Genomic DNA, 18738 nt, shown 5'->3' with positions numbered 1-18738 from the left:
CGCCGCCCTGCGGTGCGACGACGGACCCGCTGCCCGGGAGGCCGCCGACCGCGCCGGGTGCGGTGCCGGCGCCCGGGCCGCTGCCCGGGACCACCGTCCGGCCCTGGCCCACGCCGCCGTCGGGCGGCAGGACCGGGGCGGGCGTCAGCGTCGTCGGGGCGGTCGGGGTCCGGACCGGACCGGCGTCGGGCCGGGAGACCTCCGGCCGCGGCTGGTCGGCGAGCCGGCTCTGGACGTCGCCCGCGGCGGTGCGGGCCGGCGTCCGGGTGCCGACGAGCACGAGGGCCGACAGCGCCGTGGCGGCCACGACGAGAGCCGTGGTGCCCAGCACGAGGCGCTGCGGGGTGATCCGCGGGATCCGCACGGCGCCGGGGGCCGCGAGCGTCCGCAGCTGGCGCAGCACCGAGAGCTGGCCCGGGGTGCGCGGCCACGGGTTGAACCGCACCGGGCGGCGGGCGGCGAGGTCCTCGCACCAGCCGAACGCGAGCACGCAGCCGACGAGGACGAGCCACGACGCGAGGTAGGCCTGGGTCGCGCCCACCCAGTCGTCCTGGTCGAGCGAGGCCGTGACCGACCAGAGGTCCAGGAGCGGGTGCGACAGGAAGATCGCGACGTTGCCCCACAGGTAGATCGTCATGGCGCGGGAGTTGACGACCGCCACGAGCCGGTCGAGGACGACGTGCCGGGCCATCCACGAGAAGTCCGGGTAGAGCCGCAGCAGCAGGAGCACCGCGCCGAGGCAGTAGAGCATGTCGGCGAGCGGGATGTTGTCGATGTCGTAGCCCGACGCCGGGTCCGGGTGGGTCAGCGCGTACGCCAGCCCGAGGCCCATGAGGGCCAGCCCGGCGGCGACGACCTTGAGGGCGGGGATGCGGCGGATCCGGCCGTCGTGGTGCGCGAAGCCGAGCAGCCAGCAGCCGCCGAACGTCGCGAGGCTGAGGACGACGTCCCCGGAGCGGCCGTCGAGCGGCAGCACCCCGAGCGTCCAGAGCGCGACGACGCCGACCGGCAGCGCGAGCATCCGCCGCGGCCAGTGCCGGAACAGCCACAGCGCCATCGGGGAGAGCAGCATGAACCACAGGTAGGTCCGGACGTACCACAGCGGCAGCACCCAGTCCTCGCCGAGCGCGCTGCCCGGCGGGTCCGAGATCGGCAGCACCCAGAGCAGGAGCGTGCGCACGTTGAGCGGTGACCCGGCGGCCGCCGTGTGCGTCCAGCCCGCGACGAGCATGACCGGGACGACGACGAGCCCGAACAGCCACACCGGCGGCAGCAACCGGACGGTGCGCTTGCGGAGCACCCGCCACGGGTTGCCCGGCGAGCGGTCCAGCGACCCGGCCACGAGCGAGCCGGCGAGGGCGAACATGATCCCCATCGAGGGGAACAGCAGGGGCAGCCAGGCCCAGCCGAACGAGTGGTAGGTCATGACCCGGACCAGGGCCACCGCGCGGAGCGTGTCGATGTACCGGTCCCGCTGCCGGCCGGGTGCGGCCGGTGCGCCCTGGTCCGCCGGTGCGGCCGGCGGCGCGGGCTCGTCGCGGAGCTCGCGCAGGTCGATCTCCACGGTGTCCGTGGCCGAGCGGTCGACGAAGAGGTCGCCGTCCCGCACCCCCTCGGTGGACGAGAGGTCGCCCGGCCAGCGGGTGCCGGTGGACGGGTGACGGGTGGGGCTGCTCCCGCTCCCCGTGGTGGTGCTCCCGACGGACGTGCTCATGGACGATCCCCCGTGGTGACGAGTGCGTCGGTGCGGACGTCGACGGCGGTGGCCGTGACGTCGGTGCGGTCGGTGAGGTTCGCGGCGTCCATGGACCCGGTGCGGACGAGCTTCTTCCAGCCCATCCGCACGCCCTTGACCGCCCGGAACACCGATGTGTAGAGCAGGTAGGCGCGCAGCGGCTCGTAGACGACCCGGTACACGGGCACGAGCAGCAGGTGGTGGTACCGCTCCCGCATGAGGTGGACGCCCACGGCCGCGATGACCATGTGGGCGGCCATGAAGATGACGAAGTACCGCACGAGCACGCCCCAGCCCTGCGCCTGGACGGCCAGCGTCGCCATGACGACGATGAACGGCAGGAAGATCACCGGGGTCGCGACGGCGACGACGTAGCCCGGCATGACGAACCAGCCGAGCGCGCCGTACTTGCGGCGGAACAGCATGTCGCGGTGCTTCCAGATCGCCTGGAGGGTGCCGAACGTCCACCGCGTCCGCTGCGCGAGCAGGTCGTCGACGGTCTCGGGCACCTCGGTGAACGCGAGCGCCTCGTCGTCCTGGGTGACCCGCCAGTCGAGCCGGTGCATCGTCAGGGCGAGGTCGCAGTCCTCCGCGAGCGTGATGTCGGAGTAGCCGCCGGCGGAGACGATGGCAGCCTTGCGCCAGGCCGCGCACGCGCCGGGGATGATCGAGATCGCCCCGAGGGCGTCCTGCGCCGCGCGTTCGACGCCGATCTGCGTGAGGTACTCCAGCGCCTGCCACCGGGTGAGCAGGTTCGTCTCCCGGTTGCCGACGCGCACGACGCCGGCGACGGCCCCGAGCCGCCCGTCGGGGTCGACCGCGAAGTGCCGCACCATGTTCGTGATCGTCGACGTCGCCATGACGGTGTCCGCGTCGAGGGTGACGACGATCTCGCCGCGGGCCCGTCCGACGCCGTTGTTCAGGGCGTGGGCCTTGCCCGCGTTGGCCTGCTGGAGCAGGACGACGCGGGGGTCCTGCCGGGCGACCCGCCGGACGGCGTCCGCCGTCCCGTCGGTCGAGCCGTCGTCGACGACGACGACCTCGAGCACCGGGAAGTCCGAGTCGAGGATCGAGCGCAGCGTCCGGGCGATCACCGTCTCCTCGTTCCAGGCCGCGAGCACGACGCTCACGTCCAGGTCGATCTGCGACGGGCCGGGGAGGACGAGCCGGCGCCTGCGCACGGACCGGACGGCGGCCAGCGCGGCGTTGCCGAAGCCGACGACGACGACCGCGACGATCGCGAGCACGAACAGGCCGGAGACGAGCATGCTCGGCCAGGCGAGCAGGGCCTGGCTCAGGTAGAGGGTCAGGACGTCCGCCGAGGACGCCTGCGCAGGGGCGACGGAGAGCTCCGGCTGGGCCTGCGGCATCGTCGTGAACCGGTAGCCCTGCGCCTTCGCGTAGGGGATGAGGCGCTCGACGTACTCGACGGTCCGCTCCCGGTTGGGGCCGCCGGCGTCGTGCATGAGCATCGTCACGGGCGCCCCGGACGACAGGTCCGGCAGCGGGATGTCCGCGGCGCTGCCGTTCGGGTCCGCGTCGTGGCTCCAGTCGTCGGTGTCGAAGTCGTGGGACGCGAACGTGTAGCCGAGGCGCTGCGCGCGCAGCAGGCCGTCGATCGTCGCCTGCTCGGACGCGACGTCGGCGCCCTCGTACGGCATCCGCCAGTAGCTCTCCTGCTTGCCCGTGACCGCCCGCAGGATCCGGCCGGAGGCGACGATCTCGACGTGCTCACGCCACGTCGGCTCCGCCGCGATGTCCGGGTGGGTCATCGTGTGGACGCCGACCGCGTGCCCCTCGCGGGACATCCGCTCGACGAGGTCCGGCCAGCGGGCGACGTTCTGGCCCACGACGAAGAACGTCGCAGGCGCCTTGTTCGCGGCGAGCACGTCGAGCAGCTCGCGGGTGGTCTTCGGGTCGGGGCCGTCGTCGAAGGTCATCGAGATCGTCCGGGCCGTCCCCGCGCCGTAGCCGAACCGCTGGATGACGTAGCGGGAGCCGCCGGCCGCCGACGCCTCCGCCGGGGTCAGGGTGGTCAGCACCTCTTCGGTGAAGGGGTCGAGCCCGACCCGGGCGCTGCCCTGGGAGCGCACCTCGAGCACGCGGCGCAGCGGCCCCTCGCCGACCACCGGCGTCCGCGGGCCGGTGTCCGCCATGGACACGGCCCGGCCGGGCTCGGCCCCGGCGAGGGCCGGCGAGTGCCACAGCCCCGGTGCGAGCACGACGCCGGCCGCGAGGAGGGCGACGAGCAGCACGGTCCCGACGACCCGGGTACGCCGCCAGCGGCGCCCGCTCGGGTCGAGGAACACCGCGGACCGGACGACGGCGTCGGCGACCTCGGCGACCTGGTCCTGCCCGCGCTGCTCGCGGTCGGGCATGGTCTGGCCGTGCCTGTCGGTCTTCGGTCGGCCGCGACCGAACACGCGGATGCGCCCCATGAGCCCCCCTGGCTTCGTCGTCCTGCTGATGCCGGGCGACGCCCCGTCGCCGGCCGCACGCACCGTCGACGTCCCGCGGACGTCGGGCCGGCGTGGTTCGTTGGCCGGGCCGGAACGGTGCTTGTCTGCTTTATTCGATTTAGGTTATCTCGGGCTAAATGACTTACCCGCTCCTTTTGCAACTATTCGGACCGAACGGCCGAGGGGATTGGTCACACCATGGACGGGCAGCACGGGCGACGTCGGCAGGTCCGCGCGCGCCCCCGGCGGGCCCTGCGGCTCGCCGGCCTCGGCGTGGTCGCCGCGGCCCTGTCGGCCGCGGCCGCGGTGCTCGGCTCGGGGACGGTGACGACGGTGCCGGGCGAGGACGACGCCGCGCCGCGGCGCGACGGGCCGTCGTCCGGCGGGGCGGGCGAGCCGCCGGGCACGGCGGGTGCTGCCCCCGGCCCGGTCGCCCTCGGCGAGGGGCGCGCGACGGCACCCCGGAGCACGTCGGCACGGGCCTCCCGGCCGCCGTCCCCGGGGCCCGGGCGGACGCCCTCGGCGAGGCCCGGGGGCGAGGGCCCGACGGGCGGGACCCGGCTCGAGGGCGTCTACGTCACCGCCTACTCGTGGTTCGACAACACCCCGCGCGGCTCGTCGACGGTGAGCCACCCGGTGCTGCACCGCACGGCGGGCGGGACCGGCACGTACGCGGACCCGGTCACCGTGGCCGTCGGCCACGACCGCTCGACCGGCCGGGACGTCCTCGACCACCCGGCCGGGACCCGGTTCTACCTGCCGCACCTGCGCCGGTACGTCATCGTCGAGGACACCTGCGGCGACGGCCCGACGCCGCAGGACGGCCCCTGCCACGACCTCTCGCAGGCCCCGCCCGGGACGACGCTGTGGCTCGACGTCTGGATCGACGGCGAGGACGGGACGCAGGCCGGGGCGCAGGACTGCGCCGCCCGGCTCACCGGCGAGGGCGGCCGGACGGCCGTCATCGACCCGCCGCCCGGGCTCCCGGTGCTGGCCGGGCCGATCTACTCGACCCGCTGCGCGCTGCCCTGAGCCGCCCCCACCCGCTCGGCCACGCGCTCGCCGACCCGCTCGCCGACGAGACCGGCGACGAAGCCGCCGACGAAGGCGTCCCCGAGGCCGACGGTCGTCGGGGCGGGGGTGCTCAGCGCGTACGCGGGGACGACGCACACCTCGCCGGGCAGGCGCAGCGCGAGCGCCGCCGCGAGCGCCTCCCCGCCGGCGTGCCGGGGATGCGCGGGCATCGCGCGGAACTGCTCCGCGGTGAACTCGTCGCCCTCGAGGTAGCGGACGCCGGCCATCGCCGTCGCGGCCTCGAGCGCCTCCCGGTAGGCGTCCGCACCGGGGCCGTGGGCGAGCGCCCAGTACTTCGTGTGGACGACGAGCAGCCGCGCCGGCACGGCGCGGCGCAGGTCCTGCAGCGCGTGCGCGAGCGGTCCGGGGGCGAGCAGGTCGACGGGGCGGCCGACGTACGCCTGCATCTCGTCCTCGTTGAGGCCGTAGACATCGATGCGGTCGAGCAGGGCCTCCCGCACCCGCGCGCTCAGCGCGGGCACGTGGTACCCGGCGTCCTCGAAGACGACGGTCGCGTCGTCCGGCAGCCGGCGCATCTGCGCGCGCAGGAACGCCATGCGGGCGTCGAGCGTCGCGGCGTCCTGCACGGTGTTGAAGCCCGACACGAGGAAGATCCCGGCGTTCGCGAGCAGGTCCCCGAGGCCCGGGCTGAGGACCATCTCGCGGTTGGGCAGGTCGTTGACGTAGATGAGCCGGTTCGGGTGCGGTGCGTCGAGGACGACGTCACCGACCCGCACCGAGGCGCCCGTCGGGAACTGGACGATGAGGTGCGGGTCGGTCGAGTCGTGCTCGGCGCTGCACAGGTACGTCACCCCGGCCGGCAGCAGCCGGCGGACGTTGTCGTCGACGCTCACGGTGTGCAGCACCGAGCGCAGCCCGAGCCGGCTCATGGCGACCGCCGCACGGACGTTCGAGCCGCCGAGCGTGATCCGGCGCGGGAACCGGGCCGCGAACGTCTCGACGATGTCGGAGGAGGCGACGAAGCGCTCCCCTCCGACACCGTCGCGGACGAACCCCAGCACCGAGCGGACGAGGTCGCGCTCGCTCTCGACGACGACGTCGCGGCCGATCTCGGCGGGCGTGACGGCGTACTCGTCGACGAGCCGCTGGACGACGGCACCGTCCCAGGTGATCTCGTAGTCCAGGCAGCTGCCCAGCCCGAGGACGACGTCGCGCGCCATCGGTACGTCGCGCGTCACCGGCACGTCACGCGTCATCGGTACAGGGAGGCCTTCCCGTCGGTCTGGAACAGCTCGATCTTGTGCCGCGCGGTCTCCTTCATCGCCGCGATGCACGGCGGCTGGATCGAGTTCGGCTCCCGGAGCCCCTTGTCCTGCAGGATCTCGCGCATCTTCTCGTGGTAGGCGACCTTGATGTCGCTCGAGATGTTGATCTTGTTGATGCCGAGCGTCACGGACTCGGCGATCTCGTCGTCCGGGTTGCCCGAGCCGCCGTGGAGCACGAGCGGCGCGACGGCGACCTTGCCCTTGATCTCCTTGAGCAGGTCGAGCTTGAGCTCGGGCTTCATCCACGAGGGGTAGATGCCGTGGCTCGTACCGATGGCGACGGCCAGGCTGTCGACCCCGGTCTCGGCGACGAAGTGCACGGCGTCGTCCGGGTCGGTGTAGATGATCGTCTGGGCGCCGTCCTCGGCCTCGCCGTCCGTCTTGCCGATGGTGCCGAGCTCACCCTCGACGGACAGCCCCACGGCGTGGCAGGCCTGCGCCGACTTCTTCGTGAGCGCGATGTTCTCCTCGAACGGCAGCATCGAGCCGTCGATCATGATCGAGGTGAAGCCGGCCTGGATGGCCCAGAGGATCTGCTCGTAGGTCGTCCCGTGGTCGAAGTGGATCGTCACCGGCAGCGGCGACTTGTGCGCCCGCTGGATCACCGAGGCCATGAAGTCGATACCGGTGTGCTTCAGCTCGTCGGGGTGGATCGCGATGATGAGCGGCGCATTCATCTCCTCGCAGATCTCGAAGATGCCTTGGCTCATCGCCCAGTCGCTGATGTTGAACGCGGGCACGGCGAAGCCGTGCTCGTTCGCGACGTCGAGCAGACGGTGGCCGGTCATCAACATGGGTATCTCCTCGGTTGTTGGCGTGCGTGGAGCGGGTTCACAGGGGTCCTGCCGTCTTCCGGGCTCAGGCCTTGACCGAGCCGGCGGTCATGCCGCCGATGAAGTACCGCTGGAAGAACAGGAAGAGGACGAGCACGGGGACGCAGCCGAGGATGCTCATGGCCATCATCTCGTTCCACTCGTACGAGTGCTGGCCCATGAGCAGCTGGATGCCGATGGGGACCGTGCGCATGTTCTCGGTGCGGGTGAGGGTCAGCGCGAAGAGGTACTCGTTCCAGGCGATCATGAAGGTGTAGATCCCGACCGAGACCAGGCCGGGCACCGAGATCGGCACGAGGATGCGCCACAGCGCGGTGAACGAGCCGGCGCCGTCGACCTTGACCGCCTCGTCGAGCTCGCGCGGCAGGGTGTTGAAGTAGCCGGTCATCATGATGATCGCGTACGGCAGCGTGAAGACCATGTACGTGAGGATCAGCGCCCAGTAGGTGTTGTAGAGCTTGAGCGTCACCATGAGCCCGAAGTACGGGATGAGCAGCGTGATCGGCGGTACCGCCTGGACGCTGACGATGACCATGTTGAGCGGCCGCTTGAACGGGAACTCGAAGCGGCTGAACGCGTACGCGGCGAGGACGGCGACCACGAGCGTGAGCAGCGTGACCGAGAGCGCGACGACGTAGCTGTTGACGAAGAACCGCACCTTGACCGGGTCGGTGACGATCGTCGTGTACGCGTCGAAGGAGAAGCCCGGCGTGACGACCCGCGGGGGCAGCTCGAAGATCTCCGGGTTCGCCTTGAACGAGCTGGCCGCCATCCAGAACACCGGGAACCCGGCGAAGACGGCCCCGACGACCAGGCCGGCGAGGACCCCGATCTTCAGCAGGACCCGGCGTGCACCTTTCGGCTCCATGTCAGTCCCGTGCCTTCTGGTAGCGGACGTAGAAGAACGCGAGCACCATCGAGAACACGAAGATGATCACGGCGCTCGCCGACGCCAGGCTGAACTGGTAGCGGTTGAAGGCGAGCTTGTACGTGAACGTGCTGAGCATCTCCGTGACGTTGATCGGGCCGCCGCCGGTGGTCATCCAGATGAGCGCGAACTGCTGCGTCGTGAAGATGACGTCGAGCATCGCGATGCTCACGATGATCGGCCGCAGCTGCGGCACGGTGACGTTCCACCAGCGCTGCCAGTAGCTCGCGCCGTCGACGGTCGCCGCCTCGTAGAGGTCGCGCGGGATCCCCTGGAGCCCGGCGAGCAGGCTCATCATGTAGAAGGGGTAGCCGGACCAGATGTTGATGAAGGTCACGGCGTAGAGCGCGAGGTTCGGGTCGGCGAGCCACTCGACCTTGGAGTCGGTCAGCCCCCCGGTCTGCAACAGGTAGTTGAGCACCCCGTTGGGGTTGAGGAGCAGCCGCCACAGCACCGCGATGATCGCCACCGTGAACAGCCACGGCAGGATGAACAGGACGCGGAAGATCGCCTTGGTGACGTGGCCGAGCAGGGGCGTGTTGAGCATCATCGCGAACGCCATGCCGAGCACGAGGTGGGCGACGACGCTCGTCCCCGTGAAGAACGCCGTGTTCTTGACGGCGTTCCAGAAGTCGGGGTCGGTGAGGATCTCGGTGTAGTTCGCGATCCCCGCGAGGACCGGCTCCTTCTTCATGATGACGTTGTCGTACAGCGAGTACCGGATCACCATGACGATCGGCACGAGCATGAGCACGACCATGAGCAGCACGGTCGGGAAGACGTAGACGTAGGGCTCGACCCGCCGCCGCCATGGCTTGCGCGGCGGGGCGATCGGACGGGTGGGGCCGGGCCGCGGCGACTGCCGCGGCCCGGCCTTCACGCTGGTGCTCATGTCGGGGACCGGCCTCAGAAGTTCTTCGTCCAGCCGGCCTGGGCGTTGGTCAACATCTCGTCGACCGTCTGGTCACCGTTGAGCGTCTTCTGGAGCTCCTCGTCGAACGAGCGCATGAGCTCCTCGGCCACCGGGAGCCCGGTGAACTCGTTGGCGGGGTACCCGGCCTTGTAGATGTCGAACGCGGCCTTGAAGAGGTCGTCGTTCTGGACGAAGTCCGGGACGGCCGTCGTGTTGCCCGGGAAGGCGTTCGCGACGGAGGCCAGCTTGGAGTTGTTCTTCTCGTTCATGAGGAACGAGACGAGCTTGAACGCCTCCGCCTTGTGCTTGGAGTTCTCGGAGATGCCGATGCCCCACGAGGCGTACGGGATGCCGCGCTTGCCGGAGTACCCGTCCTTGGCCGGGATGGCCGAGATGCTGAACTTGAGGTTCGGGTTGTTCTCCCGGATCAGCGTCACGTGGGCGAGCGAGTCGATCATCATGCCGACCCGGCCGTTCGTGAACTCCTCGACCTTGTCCTGCTCCTTCATCGTCAGGGCGCCGGGGGCGACGAGCTTGGCGTCCCACATGCCCTTGACGAACTCGACGGTCTCCTTGACGTCGGCGTTCGTCAGGTCGGGCTTGCCGTCCTTGAGCATCGTGCCGCCGGAGGCCCAGTTCCACGCCATGACGTCGTTCTGGATGCCGTTGGGCGCCTCGAGCGAGAGCGGGACGACCCAGCCCTTCGTGTCGCCGCCGAGCGCGGTGATCTTCTTCGCCGCGTCGAGGAACTCGGTGCGGTTGCTGGGCGGTGCGCTGACGCCGGCCTTGGTGAGGAGGTCGTCGTTCGTGAAGAGCGGGTAGACGAAGTTGACCACCGGGATCATGTACGTCGCGTTGTTGATCTTGATCTGGGCGGCCAGCTGGCTCTCGTCGTACGCCGAGTCCTTCATGAGCTTCGACAGGTCGGTGATCGCGCCCTGCTTGACGAAGTCGCTCACCCAGGCGCCGTCGAGGCCGACGACGTCCGCCATGGTGCCCGCGGCCGCACCGGCGACGGACTGCTCCTTCGTCGAGGCGTAGGGCCCGGACAGCAGCTTCACCTTGATGCCGGGGTTGGCCGCCTCGAACTCGTCCATCATGCCGCGCAGCGCGTTCGCCGGGAGCTCCGGCTCCCACCACTGCGAGAACTCCAGGGTCACGTCGCCACCGGCGGCGGCGTCGCCCGTTCCGGCGGCCCCGCCCGAGGAACCGCCGCCACAGGCGGCCACGAGCATGACCGTCGTCGCCGCGCAGAGAAGTGCGGACATCCGTCGTCCCGCACGAGCACCTTTGCTCATCCCACTCCCATCTCAGAAGAGCGCCGCATGACGCATACCTGCACGCAGGGGTGCGCAGGTCTGCGGCTTTCTGCAACTTAAAGGCGGGATCTTGCGGCGTCAAGGGACCTCGAAGTTGCAGATCGGACACGGAATGCTGCACATTCGTGCACCGAGGGACCAAGACAGCGCTGTCGATGTCCCAGCGGGACGAGATCCGCTGCGGTTTTCAGCCGAGAACACGCATGCCACTGCTCTGACTTCGCACAAAGCGGCAGGGATGTGCTACGACAGGCGCATGTCCGCCAGCACGGAGCAGACCGTTGACGACGGCGCCCGCCGCCTGCCCGCCGGCCGCAAGGCAGCACTCGCCGCCTACGTGGCCGAGGTCGGCCAGGTCACGGTCGCCCGCCTCGCCAAGCGCTTCGACGTCTCCGCCGACACGATCCGCCGCGACCTCGACGCCCTCGACGCCGACGGCGTCATCATCCGGACCCACGGCGGCGCGGTCAGCCTGTCGGCGTTCCCCAAGCCGGACACCGGCCTGGAGGTCCGGGCCCGCGTGCAGGCCTCCGCGAAGGACCGGATCGGAGCCCTCGTCGCCGGCCTCGTGCCGGACGGCGCGTCCCTCATCGTCAACGCCGGGACGACGACCCTGGCCGCCGTCCGGCACCTGCGGGACCACCGCGACCTGACGATCGCGACGAACAGCCTCGCCCTGCCCGCCGAACTGCCGGCCAAGGTCTTCCGCGACCTCTACGTGTTCGGCGGCGCCGTCCGCCCGTCGGCCCAGGCGACCGTCGGCCCCGTCGCGTTCCCGGTGATGTCCGGCCGCGGCGAGGTGGACATCCGCTGCGACATCGCGCTCATCTGCGTCGGCGCCGTCTCGCAGGACACCGGCTACTCCACGAGCAACCTCGGCGAGGCCGCGATGATGGCCGAGATGATGGGCCGGGCCGCCCAGGTCGCCGTCCTCGCCGACTCGACGAAGTTCAACCGGCGGCTGTTCGCCCAGGTCGCCGAGCTGGGCCGGGCGGACTGGTTCGTCACGGACACCATGCCGCCGGACGACCTCACCGAGGCCTTCCACGCCGCCGGCGTCGAGATCGTCGTGCCCAAGGACGGCGGGGACGAGGGCTGACGGTCCTGCGGTCAGCCCTCGGGGGCCAGCACCTTCACCAGGTGCACGAGGTCGTGCCCGCCGGCCGGGGTGCGGTGCGTCTCGACGTACCCGTGCCGCCGGTACAGGCGCAGGTTCGCCTCGCTCCGCTCGCCCGTGAACAGGTGGATCTCCCGGGTCCCGGCCGGCACGAGCGCCTCGCTGCGCAGGAGGAGCCGGCTGCCCAGGCCCTGGCCCTGGAGGTCGGGCGCGACCATGAGCCGCCCCAGGTCGACGCTGCCGTGCCCGAGGTCGCGCAGCCGGACGGCCGCGACGAGCCGCGGCCCGCGTCGCAGGCCCCACGCGGCGGCCGGTCCGGCGAGCTCCGCACGCAGCTGCTCGAGCGTCTGCACGAGCGGCGGCAGCCTGACGTCGTCGTGGAGCTGGGCCTCGGTGACGTACGCCGCCCGCTGGAGCGTGAGCAGCTCACCCGCGTCGGCGGGACCGAGCCGGACCAGGTGGTCGGCGGTGCCGTCGGGGTCGTCGGGAGCGGGTGTCGCAGGCACACCGGCATTGTCGTCCGCCCGCGCGGCGTGGCGGGAGTCCCCTGGCGATGGTTACTCGGCGTGTCGTCGCGGTAACGCACGATGACGCGCCGTGGCGGTGCCACGATCACCTCGTGGCCACGCAGACGACACCCGAGCGCACTCCCACGGTGACGCGCTCCTCCACCCCGCGTGTCGCGCACGGCACGCCCCAGCCCCGGTCCAGGACGGTCCCCGTCCAGGAGTCCGGCCCCCAGCGCGCCCGCCGCGAGGCCGAGGACGAGTTCCGCTCGCTCCTGTCCGGCCACATCCGCGACATGCGCCGCCGCGGCGTGAGCGAGGACGTGCTCGGCCCGTTCGAGCGCGAGCTGCTCCGCCTCGGCCCCGCCCCCGCCTGATCCCTCCCCTCCCATGCGAGGTCAGGGGAGCCGGCGGTCGATCCGGGTCTGCCAGCGGCGACGGGCCACGGGTTCGTCGTCCGCGTCGACGTCGAGGTCGACGTCCGCGGTGAAGCCGTCGCCGTCGACGTGCAGGAGCAGGCGGGCGACCGACCGCACCCGGACCTGGGGCCACTCGACCTCGTAGCGGCACATCCCGCGCGCGGTCTGCTCGCCGGTCCGCGCGTCGACCTCGACGTGCCCGACGTAGTGCTCGGTGCAGCGCGCGGCGTGCGGGGCCGCGTACGTCGCGCCGTGGTCGACGTCGGCGTAGCGGGTCCGGGTCAGGACGTCGTAGCCGTGCTGCCACTGGACGTGCGAGGAGTCGCCGGGCTCCTCGTCCGCGGCACCGTCGTCCGGGGCACCGTCGTCCGGGGCACCGTCGTCCGCCGCCGTCGCCTCCGGCACGGCTACCGGCTCCGGGAGCACCGGCGCCGGGTGCGGCGTGCCGGCCGAGACCGGCAGCACGAGCTCCGCCGACCCGAGGTCGAGCATCGACCAGACCCCTTGCGGGGCAACGGTGTTCGGCCAGTCCGCGGCGGCGAGGGCGAGCCGCAGCTGGTGCCCGGGCGTCACCTCGAACGCGGTCGCCTCGACCTCGACCTCGACGTCGACCCACTCCCCCGGCTCGAGTGCGCGCGGCGCCGTCCCGTCGCCGTCGCGGTAGGCGAGGTCGAGCAGCCCGCGGGCCACGAGCAGGCTCGGGCCGCCGCCGACGGGCACGAGCGAGAGCTTCGCGCTGACGTGGGTGCGTGGCACGGCCGGCAGCACCCGCAGACGGACGAGCGGGTGGCCGAGGACGACGGTGCCCGCCGGCAGGTCGACGTCGGCGCACAGCGAGCGCGCCTCGTCCTCGCGCTGGTCGAGCGGCTGCCCCCAGGGCAGCGACGCGGCGCACGAGTTCCAGGCCGCCGCCCCGACGTCGAGCGCCGCGTCGTGGGCGACGACCGGCCCGGTCGCACCCGGCGGGACGTCCTGCGGCGCAACGGGTCTCGCGCCGCTGAGCGGGAGGCCGGCGAGCGGGACGACGACGTCGCGGACGGCGTCCAGACCGGCCCGGTCGTAGGCCTCCCAGCGGCCCGGCCAGCGCACGGCGTCCGGCTCCGGCGGGGCGTAGGAGCGGACGAAGACCGTGACGGGCGGCTCGGCGTCCACCCCGTTCGGCGCGTCCCGCAGCCAGCGGTCCCACCACCGCGCCATGACCGCGACGTGGTCGACGCACGGCCCCGGCACCGACGTCGAGGGCGCCATGTGGCTCCACGGACCGGCGAGCACGTGGACCGGTGTCCCCGCGTCGTGCAGCGCACGGAACGTGCGGAAGGTGTTGTCGCGGTAGCCGTCCGCCCACCCGGCGACGACGAGCACCGGGCACGTGATCCGGCCGTACCCGCCCGGCGACGGGCCGCGGGCCGGTCCGAACGACCGGTCCCGGACGCTGCCGTGCCGCCAGTACGGCCCGTCGGTCTGCTCCGTGAGCCAGCGCAGCAGCCACGGCGGCGTCTCCTCGACGCGCCGGTGCCACTCCTCGCGCCAGCCGTCGCCGAAGACCTCGGGCACCGGCGGCAGCGCGTTCATCGCCACCATGTAGAGCGGGTAGTCGACCTGGTCGAGCAGCCGCAGCGCGCCGCCCATCCAGTGCACGTCGTCCGTCCAGCGGTCGTCGGTCGCGTAGGAGGCGACGACGGCGCGCAGCGCGGGCGGCCGCTCGCAGGCGAGCTGGAGGGCGTTGAACCCGCTCCACGACGTGCCGAACATGCCGACGGCCCCGGTGGACCACGGCTGCGCCGCGAGCCAGCCGATCGCGACGTGCAGGTCCGCCTGCTCGGTCGGGTGGTACTCGTCGAGGGCGACGCCCGGGCTGGAGCCGGTGCCGCGCAGGTCGACCCGCGCGACCGCGTAGCCGTGCTCGTCCCGGAACCGCACGTACTCCGGGCGGTAGGACGACGTGAGGTCGTCCTTGCGGTACGGCAGCGCCTCGAGGAGCACCGGGACCCGCTCGCCGCGGCCGGCGGCGGCCGGGAGGTAGAGCGAGGTCGCGAGGAAACCGCCGTCCGGCAACGGGATCCGGACCTGCTCGTGGGTCCCCGTCACGGCTGCGACGCCCGCCGCACGAGGTCCGCCACCGCCTCGAGCGGGAGCGCCTCGACCCTCCGGCCGTCGCGGCCGGTCGTCGTCGTCGCGGCGAGCAGCGCCGTGAGGACGGCCTCCTCGGTCGCCTCGACGGCCGCGGCGAAGTACGGGTCGAGGTCGCGGCCGAAGACCGGCGGCCGCTCCGCCGTCCGGACCCGGTCGCCCCGCAGGCCGGTCGCGAGCGCGAGGAAGATCTCGCCCGAGCCGTGCGTCGCGACGGAGCCGGTGCGGGCCAGGCCCATCCCGGCCCGGCGCGCGAGCCGCCCGCAGGCGTGCGCGTCGAGCGGGCCGTCGGTCACGAGGACGACGATGCACGAGCCCCGGTCCCCGCGGTCGAGGTGCTGCGCGCCGTCCGGGACGCCGTCGAGGACGCCGTCCGGCAGCAGCCGCCCGACCGGCACGCCGCAGACCGTGAGCCGCTCCCGGCTGCCGAAGTTCGTCAGGACGACGGCCCCGAGCACGTGGCCGTCGGGGAGCAGCCGGGACGCCGTCCCGACGCCGCCCTTGAAGCCCAGGCACTCCATGCCGGTGCCGGCGCCGACGCAGCCCTCGTCGGGTGGTGCCCCCGAGTCCGCGCCCGCCCTGGCCGCGTTCCAGGCGCGGGCGACGTCCTCGTCGGCCGGGCGGAACCGGCGCGGGTCGGAGAGCCCGGAGTCGTCGCACTCGGCGACCACCGGGATGACGACGTCGTCGCTCCCGACCCGCTCGTCCTGCTCGGCGAGGAGCAGGCACGCGGCGTCGTAGACCCGCCCGACCGCCATCGTCGACGTGAGGAAGACCGGCGTCTCGACCCGGCCCCACTCGGTCACCGTGACGAAGCCCGTGCACTCCCCCGCGCCGTTGAGCACCGCACCGCCGGCGGGCACCGGGGAGCCGAAGAGGTCACCGGGCAGGTGGAGCACGCTGACGCCGGTGCGCACCGTGCCCGGGCCGTGCGGCGGCGCCGGCCCGTCGAGGGTGAAGGTCGCGTGCCCCAGGCCGACCCCGGGGACGTCGTGCACCGAGCGCGTGGGTCCGCTGGGCAGCAGCCCGATGTCGGTCCCGGTCCTGACCAGCAGGTCAGCGAAGCGTGCGACCACGAGCGGAGCATAGGGCGCGCGCCCGATCTGCCACCATGGCCCGCGTGATGCCCGTGGTGTGGTCCGACGAGGTTCTCCGGCACGACCCGCGCGACGAGGTGTGGGTCGGCGTGCGCACCGACGGCACCGAGGTGCCCGCGCGGGCGACCGTGCTGCGGGAGGCGCTGGCCGCGGCCGGCCACCCCGAGGTCGGCGCGGTCGCGCACCCGGACGACGTCCTCCTCGAGGTGCACGAGGCCGGCCTCGTCGACTGGCTGCGGACGGCGTGGGACGCGTGGGAGGCCGGGCCGTACGCGGCGGCCGTCGGCTCGGACCGGGTCGTCCCGTACGTCTTCCCGACGCCCTTCATGACGTCCGGCATGCCCTGGCGGTACCCGGCCGCGACGCACGCCCGGGCCGGCGTCTGGTGCTACGACACGATGACCGTCGTCGGCCCCGGCACCTGGGAGGCCGCCCGCGGCGCCGTCGACGCCACGCTCACCGCCGTCGACCTCGTCCTCTCGCCGACCGGTCCGACGCGCAGCGCGTACGCCCTGACCCGCCCGCCCGGGCACCACGCCGCCCCGGCCGGGTTCGGCGGCTCGTGCTACCTCAACAACGCCGCCGTCGCCGCGCAGGCGTTCACCCACGCGGGGATGCGGGTCGCCGTCCTCGACGTCGACGCGCACCACGGCAACGGCACGCAGGCGGTCTTCTGGGAGCGCGCCGACGTCCTCTACGCCTCCGTCCACGTCGACCCCGGCGCGGGCTGGTTCCCGCACGTGCTCGGGTACGGCGACGAGCGCGGCACCGGGGCCGGCGCCGGGGCGACCGTCAACGTGCCGCTGCCGCCCGGCACGGACGACGAGGGCTGGCTCATGGCCGTCCGGCTGCTCGTCGAGGCGGCGCTGCGCTTCGACGCCGACGCCGTCGTCCTCTCCCTCGGCCTCGACGCGGCCGCGCACGACCCGGAGAGCCCGCTCGAGGTGACCGCCGACGGGTACGCCCGGGCCGGCGCGCTCGTCGCCGCGCTCGACCTGCCGACGGTCGTCGTCCAGGAGGGCGGCTACCACCTCGAGACCCTCGGCGGCCTCGCCGTAGCAGCCCTCAAGGCGTTCTGACCGCCCCCGCCCACCCGCTCATGCTCGCGGCAGGTACCGGAAACCGGCTCTCCGGGGCCGCGGAACGGTACCGACCGCGAGCATCGCCGGTGGGCGGGTGCGCTCAGAACGCGACGACGACGACCGCGGTCAGGGCGAGCTGCACGAGGGCCGTGGGGACGAGGACACCCCAGGCGAGGCGCTGGAGCTGGTCCTCGCGGAGCCGGGGGAAGGTCACCCGGAACCAGATGACGACGACGGCGACGAGGAACGTCTTGACGAGCATCCAGACCGGGCCGAGGGTGCCGGCCCACGGGCCGTTCCAGCCGCCGAGGTAGAGGACGGCGGTCAGCGCGCTGATGACGAGGATGCCCGCGTACTCGGCGAGGAGGAACAGGGCGAACCGCAGGCCGGTGTACTCCGTCCACGGCCCCGCGACGATCTCGGAGTCCGCGACGGGCATGTCGAACGGCGGCCGCTGCAGCTCGGCCACCCCGGCGAGGAAGAGCACGAACGCCGCCGGTGCCTGCCAGACGAGCCACCACGGGCTCCACGCCTCGCCGATGCCGACGATCGAGAGCGTCCCGGCGGCCATCGCGAAGCTGCTCGCCGCGAGCACGAGCGGCAGCTCGTACGCGAGGAGCTGGGCGGACGCCCGCAGCGCACCGATGAGCGCGTACTTGTTCGCGCTCGACCAGCCGCCCATGAGCGTCCCGAGGACGCCCACGGCGCTCGCGGCGAGCACGAAGAGCAGGGCGGCGTCGATGTCGGCCGCGACGAGCGTCGGCGAGAGCGGGATGACGGACAGCGCGACGAGGTAGGGCACGAGCGCGACGGCGGGCGCGATCCGGAAGACCGGGCCGTCGGCGGCCCCCGGCGTCACCGACTCCTTCTGCGCGAACTTCACGCCGTCCGCGACGAGCTGGGCCCAGCCGTGGAAGCCGCCGGCGTACATCGGGCCGAGCCGGCCCTGCATGTGCGCCATGACCTTGTGCTCGGTCTGCCCGATGACGAGCGGCAGCACGAGGAACGCCCCGACGACGAGGACTGCGCGCAGGAGGACGTCGAGCACCTCAGCCATCGGTGGCCTCCCGCGGCGGGCGGGCGGCGCGCGGCGTGCGCGCCGGGCGGGCCGGTGCGGCCTCCGGCTCCGGCAGCGGCTCGCCCGGACGGCGCGGGCCCCACGTCGCGGGGTCGGGGACGCCCGGCGGCAGGGTCTTGCGCCGGCTCGGGGCGGAGTGGCTGTCCGACTCCCCCGGCTCCTTGGCGCCCGGCCACGTCTTCACGGCGCGCGCCGCGAGGACGAACGACTTGCGCAGCGGCGTGCCCTCGAAGCCCTCGGGCAGCAGCAGCGGGCGCAGGCCGAGCCCGGAGCCGTCGTCGAAGCCGTCGAAGACGATCCCGAACATCTCGTACGTCTCGCGCTCGTGCCACGCGACCCCGGGCCACACCGACGTCAGGCTCGGCAGCTCGGGCTCGGCGTCCGGCACGCCGGTGCGCAGCAGCATCCGGCGCACCCGGGGCTGGCCCTCGGACGTCCACGGGCTCGGGTCGACGACGTGCAGGACGATCTCGACGCCGGGCGGGTCGCCGTCCGGCCGGTCGACCGCCGACAGCCAGTCGAGGAACGTCATGCCGAGGTCGTCGTGGGCGTACCGGGCGGCCTCGACCCAGCGCTCGAGCGGGACGTCGACGACCGGGGTGCCGTGCGCGTCCGTCGAGGACGTCGCCTCCTCGCCGAGCAGGGCCGTGTAGAGGTCGCCGAAGATCTCCGGGCGCGGCCGGACCCGGGGCGCGCGGCTGTGCGTCACCGGGCGCTCCCGGGAGCCCCGCCGCCCTGCTGCTGCGGCGCACCGGGGGCGAC

General features: G+C 73.0%; 16 protein-coding genes. 4 read left to right on the top strand and 12 right to left on the bottom strand.

Going from position 1 to position 18738, the window contains the following annotated elements:
* Positions 1 to 1714 (bottom strand): acyltransferase (locus ECOMGDLI_RS20930; RefSeq protein ID WP_143447822.1); only part of this gene is annotated, 1714 nt, incomplete at its 3' end.
* Entirely contained in the window at positions 1711 to 4113 is a 2403-nt protein-coding gene (locus ECOMGDLI_RS20925) for a polysaccharide deacetylase family protein (protein WP_158221091.1), read from the bottom strand. The genes ECOMGDLI_RS20930 and ECOMGDLI_RS20925, both read right to left, overlap by 4 nt.
* A gap of 279 nt (positions 4114 to 4392) precedes the next feature.
* On the opposite strand from ECOMGDLI_RS20925, the gene ECOMGDLI_RS35415 reads away from it, so the two are divergent.
* Complete coding sequence (locus ECOMGDLI_RS35415; protein WP_198955054.1) at positions 4393 to 5226, top strand: hypothetical protein; 834 nt, start codon at positions 4393 to 4395, stop codon at positions 5224 to 5226.
* Here the strand turns inward: ECOMGDLI_RS35415 and ECOMGDLI_RS20915 are convergent.
* The 5 genes from ECOMGDLI_RS20915 to ECOMGDLI_RS20895 form a co-directional block, all read right to left on the bottom strand.
* Positions 5199 to 6485: an ADP-dependent glucokinase/phosphofructokinase gene (locus ECOMGDLI_RS20915; protein ID WP_198955053.1), complete on the bottom strand. Its 1287-nt coding sequence runs from the start codon at positions 6483 to 6485 to the stop codon at positions 5199 to 5201. The two genes, ECOMGDLI_RS35415 and ECOMGDLI_RS20915, sit on opposite strands and share 28 nt — an antisense overlap.
* On the bottom strand, positions 6482 to 7348 hold the full coding sequence (locus tag ECOMGDLI_RS20910; RefSeq protein WP_088318798.1) for a ketose-bisphosphate aldolase: 867 nt from the start codon (positions 7346 to 7348) through the stop codon (positions 6482 to 6484). Before ECOMGDLI_RS20910 ends, ECOMGDLI_RS20915 begins: the two co-directional genes overlap by 4 nt.
* 64 nt (positions 7349 to 7412) lie before the next feature.
* The gene (locus ECOMGDLI_RS20905) at positions 7413 to 8255 is read right to left on the bottom strand and encodes a carbohydrate ABC transporter permease (protein ID WP_088318797.1); all 843 of its coding nucleotides are present in this window, start codon (positions 8253 to 8255) and stop codon (positions 7413 to 7415) included.
* 1 nt (position 8256) lies between these two features.
* Positions 8257 to 9207: a carbohydrate ABC transporter permease gene (locus ECOMGDLI_RS20900; protein WP_088318796.1), complete on the bottom strand. Its 951-nt coding sequence runs from the start codon at positions 9205 to 9207 to the stop codon at positions 8257 to 8259.
* A 14-nt stretch (positions 9208 to 9221) separates the two neighbouring features.
* On the bottom strand, positions 9222 to 10496 hold the full coding sequence (locus ECOMGDLI_RS20895) for a sugar ABC transporter substrate-binding protein (RefSeq protein WP_198955052.1): 1275 nt from the start codon (positions 10494 to 10496) through the stop codon (positions 9222 to 9224).
* A gap of 307 nt (positions 10497 to 10803) precedes the next feature.
* Here ECOMGDLI_RS20895 and ECOMGDLI_RS20890 point away from each other — a divergent pair, with 307 nt between their 5' ends.
* Positions 10804 to 11646, top strand: a complete 843-nt coding sequence (locus ECOMGDLI_RS20890; protein ID WP_088318794.1) for a DeoR/GlpR family DNA-binding transcription regulator — start codon at positions 10804 to 10806, stop codon at positions 11644 to 11646.
* Between the two features lie 11 nt (positions 11647 to 11657).
* Here the strand turns inward: ECOMGDLI_RS20890 and ECOMGDLI_RS20885 are convergent, their stop codons facing one another.
* Complete coding sequence (locus ECOMGDLI_RS20885) at positions 11658 to 12170, bottom strand: GNAT family N-acetyltransferase (protein WP_088318793.1); 513 nt, start codon at positions 12168 to 12170, stop codon at positions 11658 to 11660.
* Positions 12171 to 12283: 113 nt separating this feature from the next.
* Between ECOMGDLI_RS20885 and ECOMGDLI_RS20880 the strand changes: the two genes are divergently transcribed.
* Positions 12284 to 12547 carry a hypothetical protein gene (locus tag ECOMGDLI_RS20880; RefSeq protein ID WP_088283259.1) on the top strand — a complete coding sequence of 88 codons (264 nt, stop codon included), beginning with the start codon at positions 12284 to 12286 and terminating at the stop codon, positions 12545 to 12547.
* 21 nt (positions 12548 to 12568) lie between these two features.
* Here ECOMGDLI_RS20880 and ECOMGDLI_RS20875 read toward each other — a convergent pair whose 3' ends face one another.
* Together ECOMGDLI_RS20875 and ECOMGDLI_RS20870 are read right to left on the bottom strand one after the other, a co-directional pair.
* A complete protein-coding gene (locus ECOMGDLI_RS20875; RefSeq protein ID WP_088318792.1) occupies positions 12569 to 14677 on the bottom strand; it encodes a CocE/NonD family hydrolase in 2109 nt (702 codons plus the stop codon).
* Positions 14674 to 15795, bottom strand: coding sequence for a P1 family peptidase (locus ECOMGDLI_RS20870; RefSeq protein WP_158221090.1), 1122 nt, complete (start codon positions 15793 to 15795; stop codon positions 14674 to 14676). The genes ECOMGDLI_RS20875 and ECOMGDLI_RS20870 overlap by 4 nt, the downstream gene beginning before the upstream one ends.
* 47 nt (positions 15796 to 15842) lie before the next feature.
* On the opposite strand from ECOMGDLI_RS20870, the gene ECOMGDLI_RS20865 reads away from it, so the two are divergent.
* On the top strand, positions 15843 to 16895 hold the full coding sequence (locus tag ECOMGDLI_RS20865; RefSeq protein ID WP_233153566.1) for a histone deacetylase family protein: 1053 nt from the start codon (positions 15843 to 15845) through the stop codon (positions 16893 to 16895).
* A 103-nt stretch (positions 16896 to 16998) separates the two neighbouring features.
* On the opposite strand, the gene ECOMGDLI_RS20860 is transcribed toward ECOMGDLI_RS20865, so the two are convergent.
* Positions 16999 to 17955: a complex I subunit 1 family protein gene (locus ECOMGDLI_RS20860; protein ID WP_088318789.1), complete on the bottom strand. Its 957-nt coding sequence runs from the start codon at positions 17953 to 17955 to the stop codon at positions 16999 to 17001.
* Complete coding sequence (locus ECOMGDLI_RS20855; RefSeq protein ID WP_198955051.1) at positions 17948 to 18685, bottom strand: NADH-quinone oxidoreductase subunit C; 738 nt, start codon at positions 18683 to 18685, stop codon at positions 17948 to 17950. Before ECOMGDLI_RS20855 ends, ECOMGDLI_RS20860 begins: the two co-directional genes overlap by 8 nt.
* Positions 18686 to 18738 lie beyond the last annotated feature (53 nt).

Origin of the sequence: Kineosporia sp. R_H_3, assembly GCF_002198675.1 — a bacterium.
Taxonomy (GTDB): domain Bacteria; phylum Actinomycetota; class Actinomycetes; order Actinomycetales; family Kineosporiaceae; genus R-H-3.
This window is presented reverse-complemented; position numbering and strand designations above follow the sequence as displayed.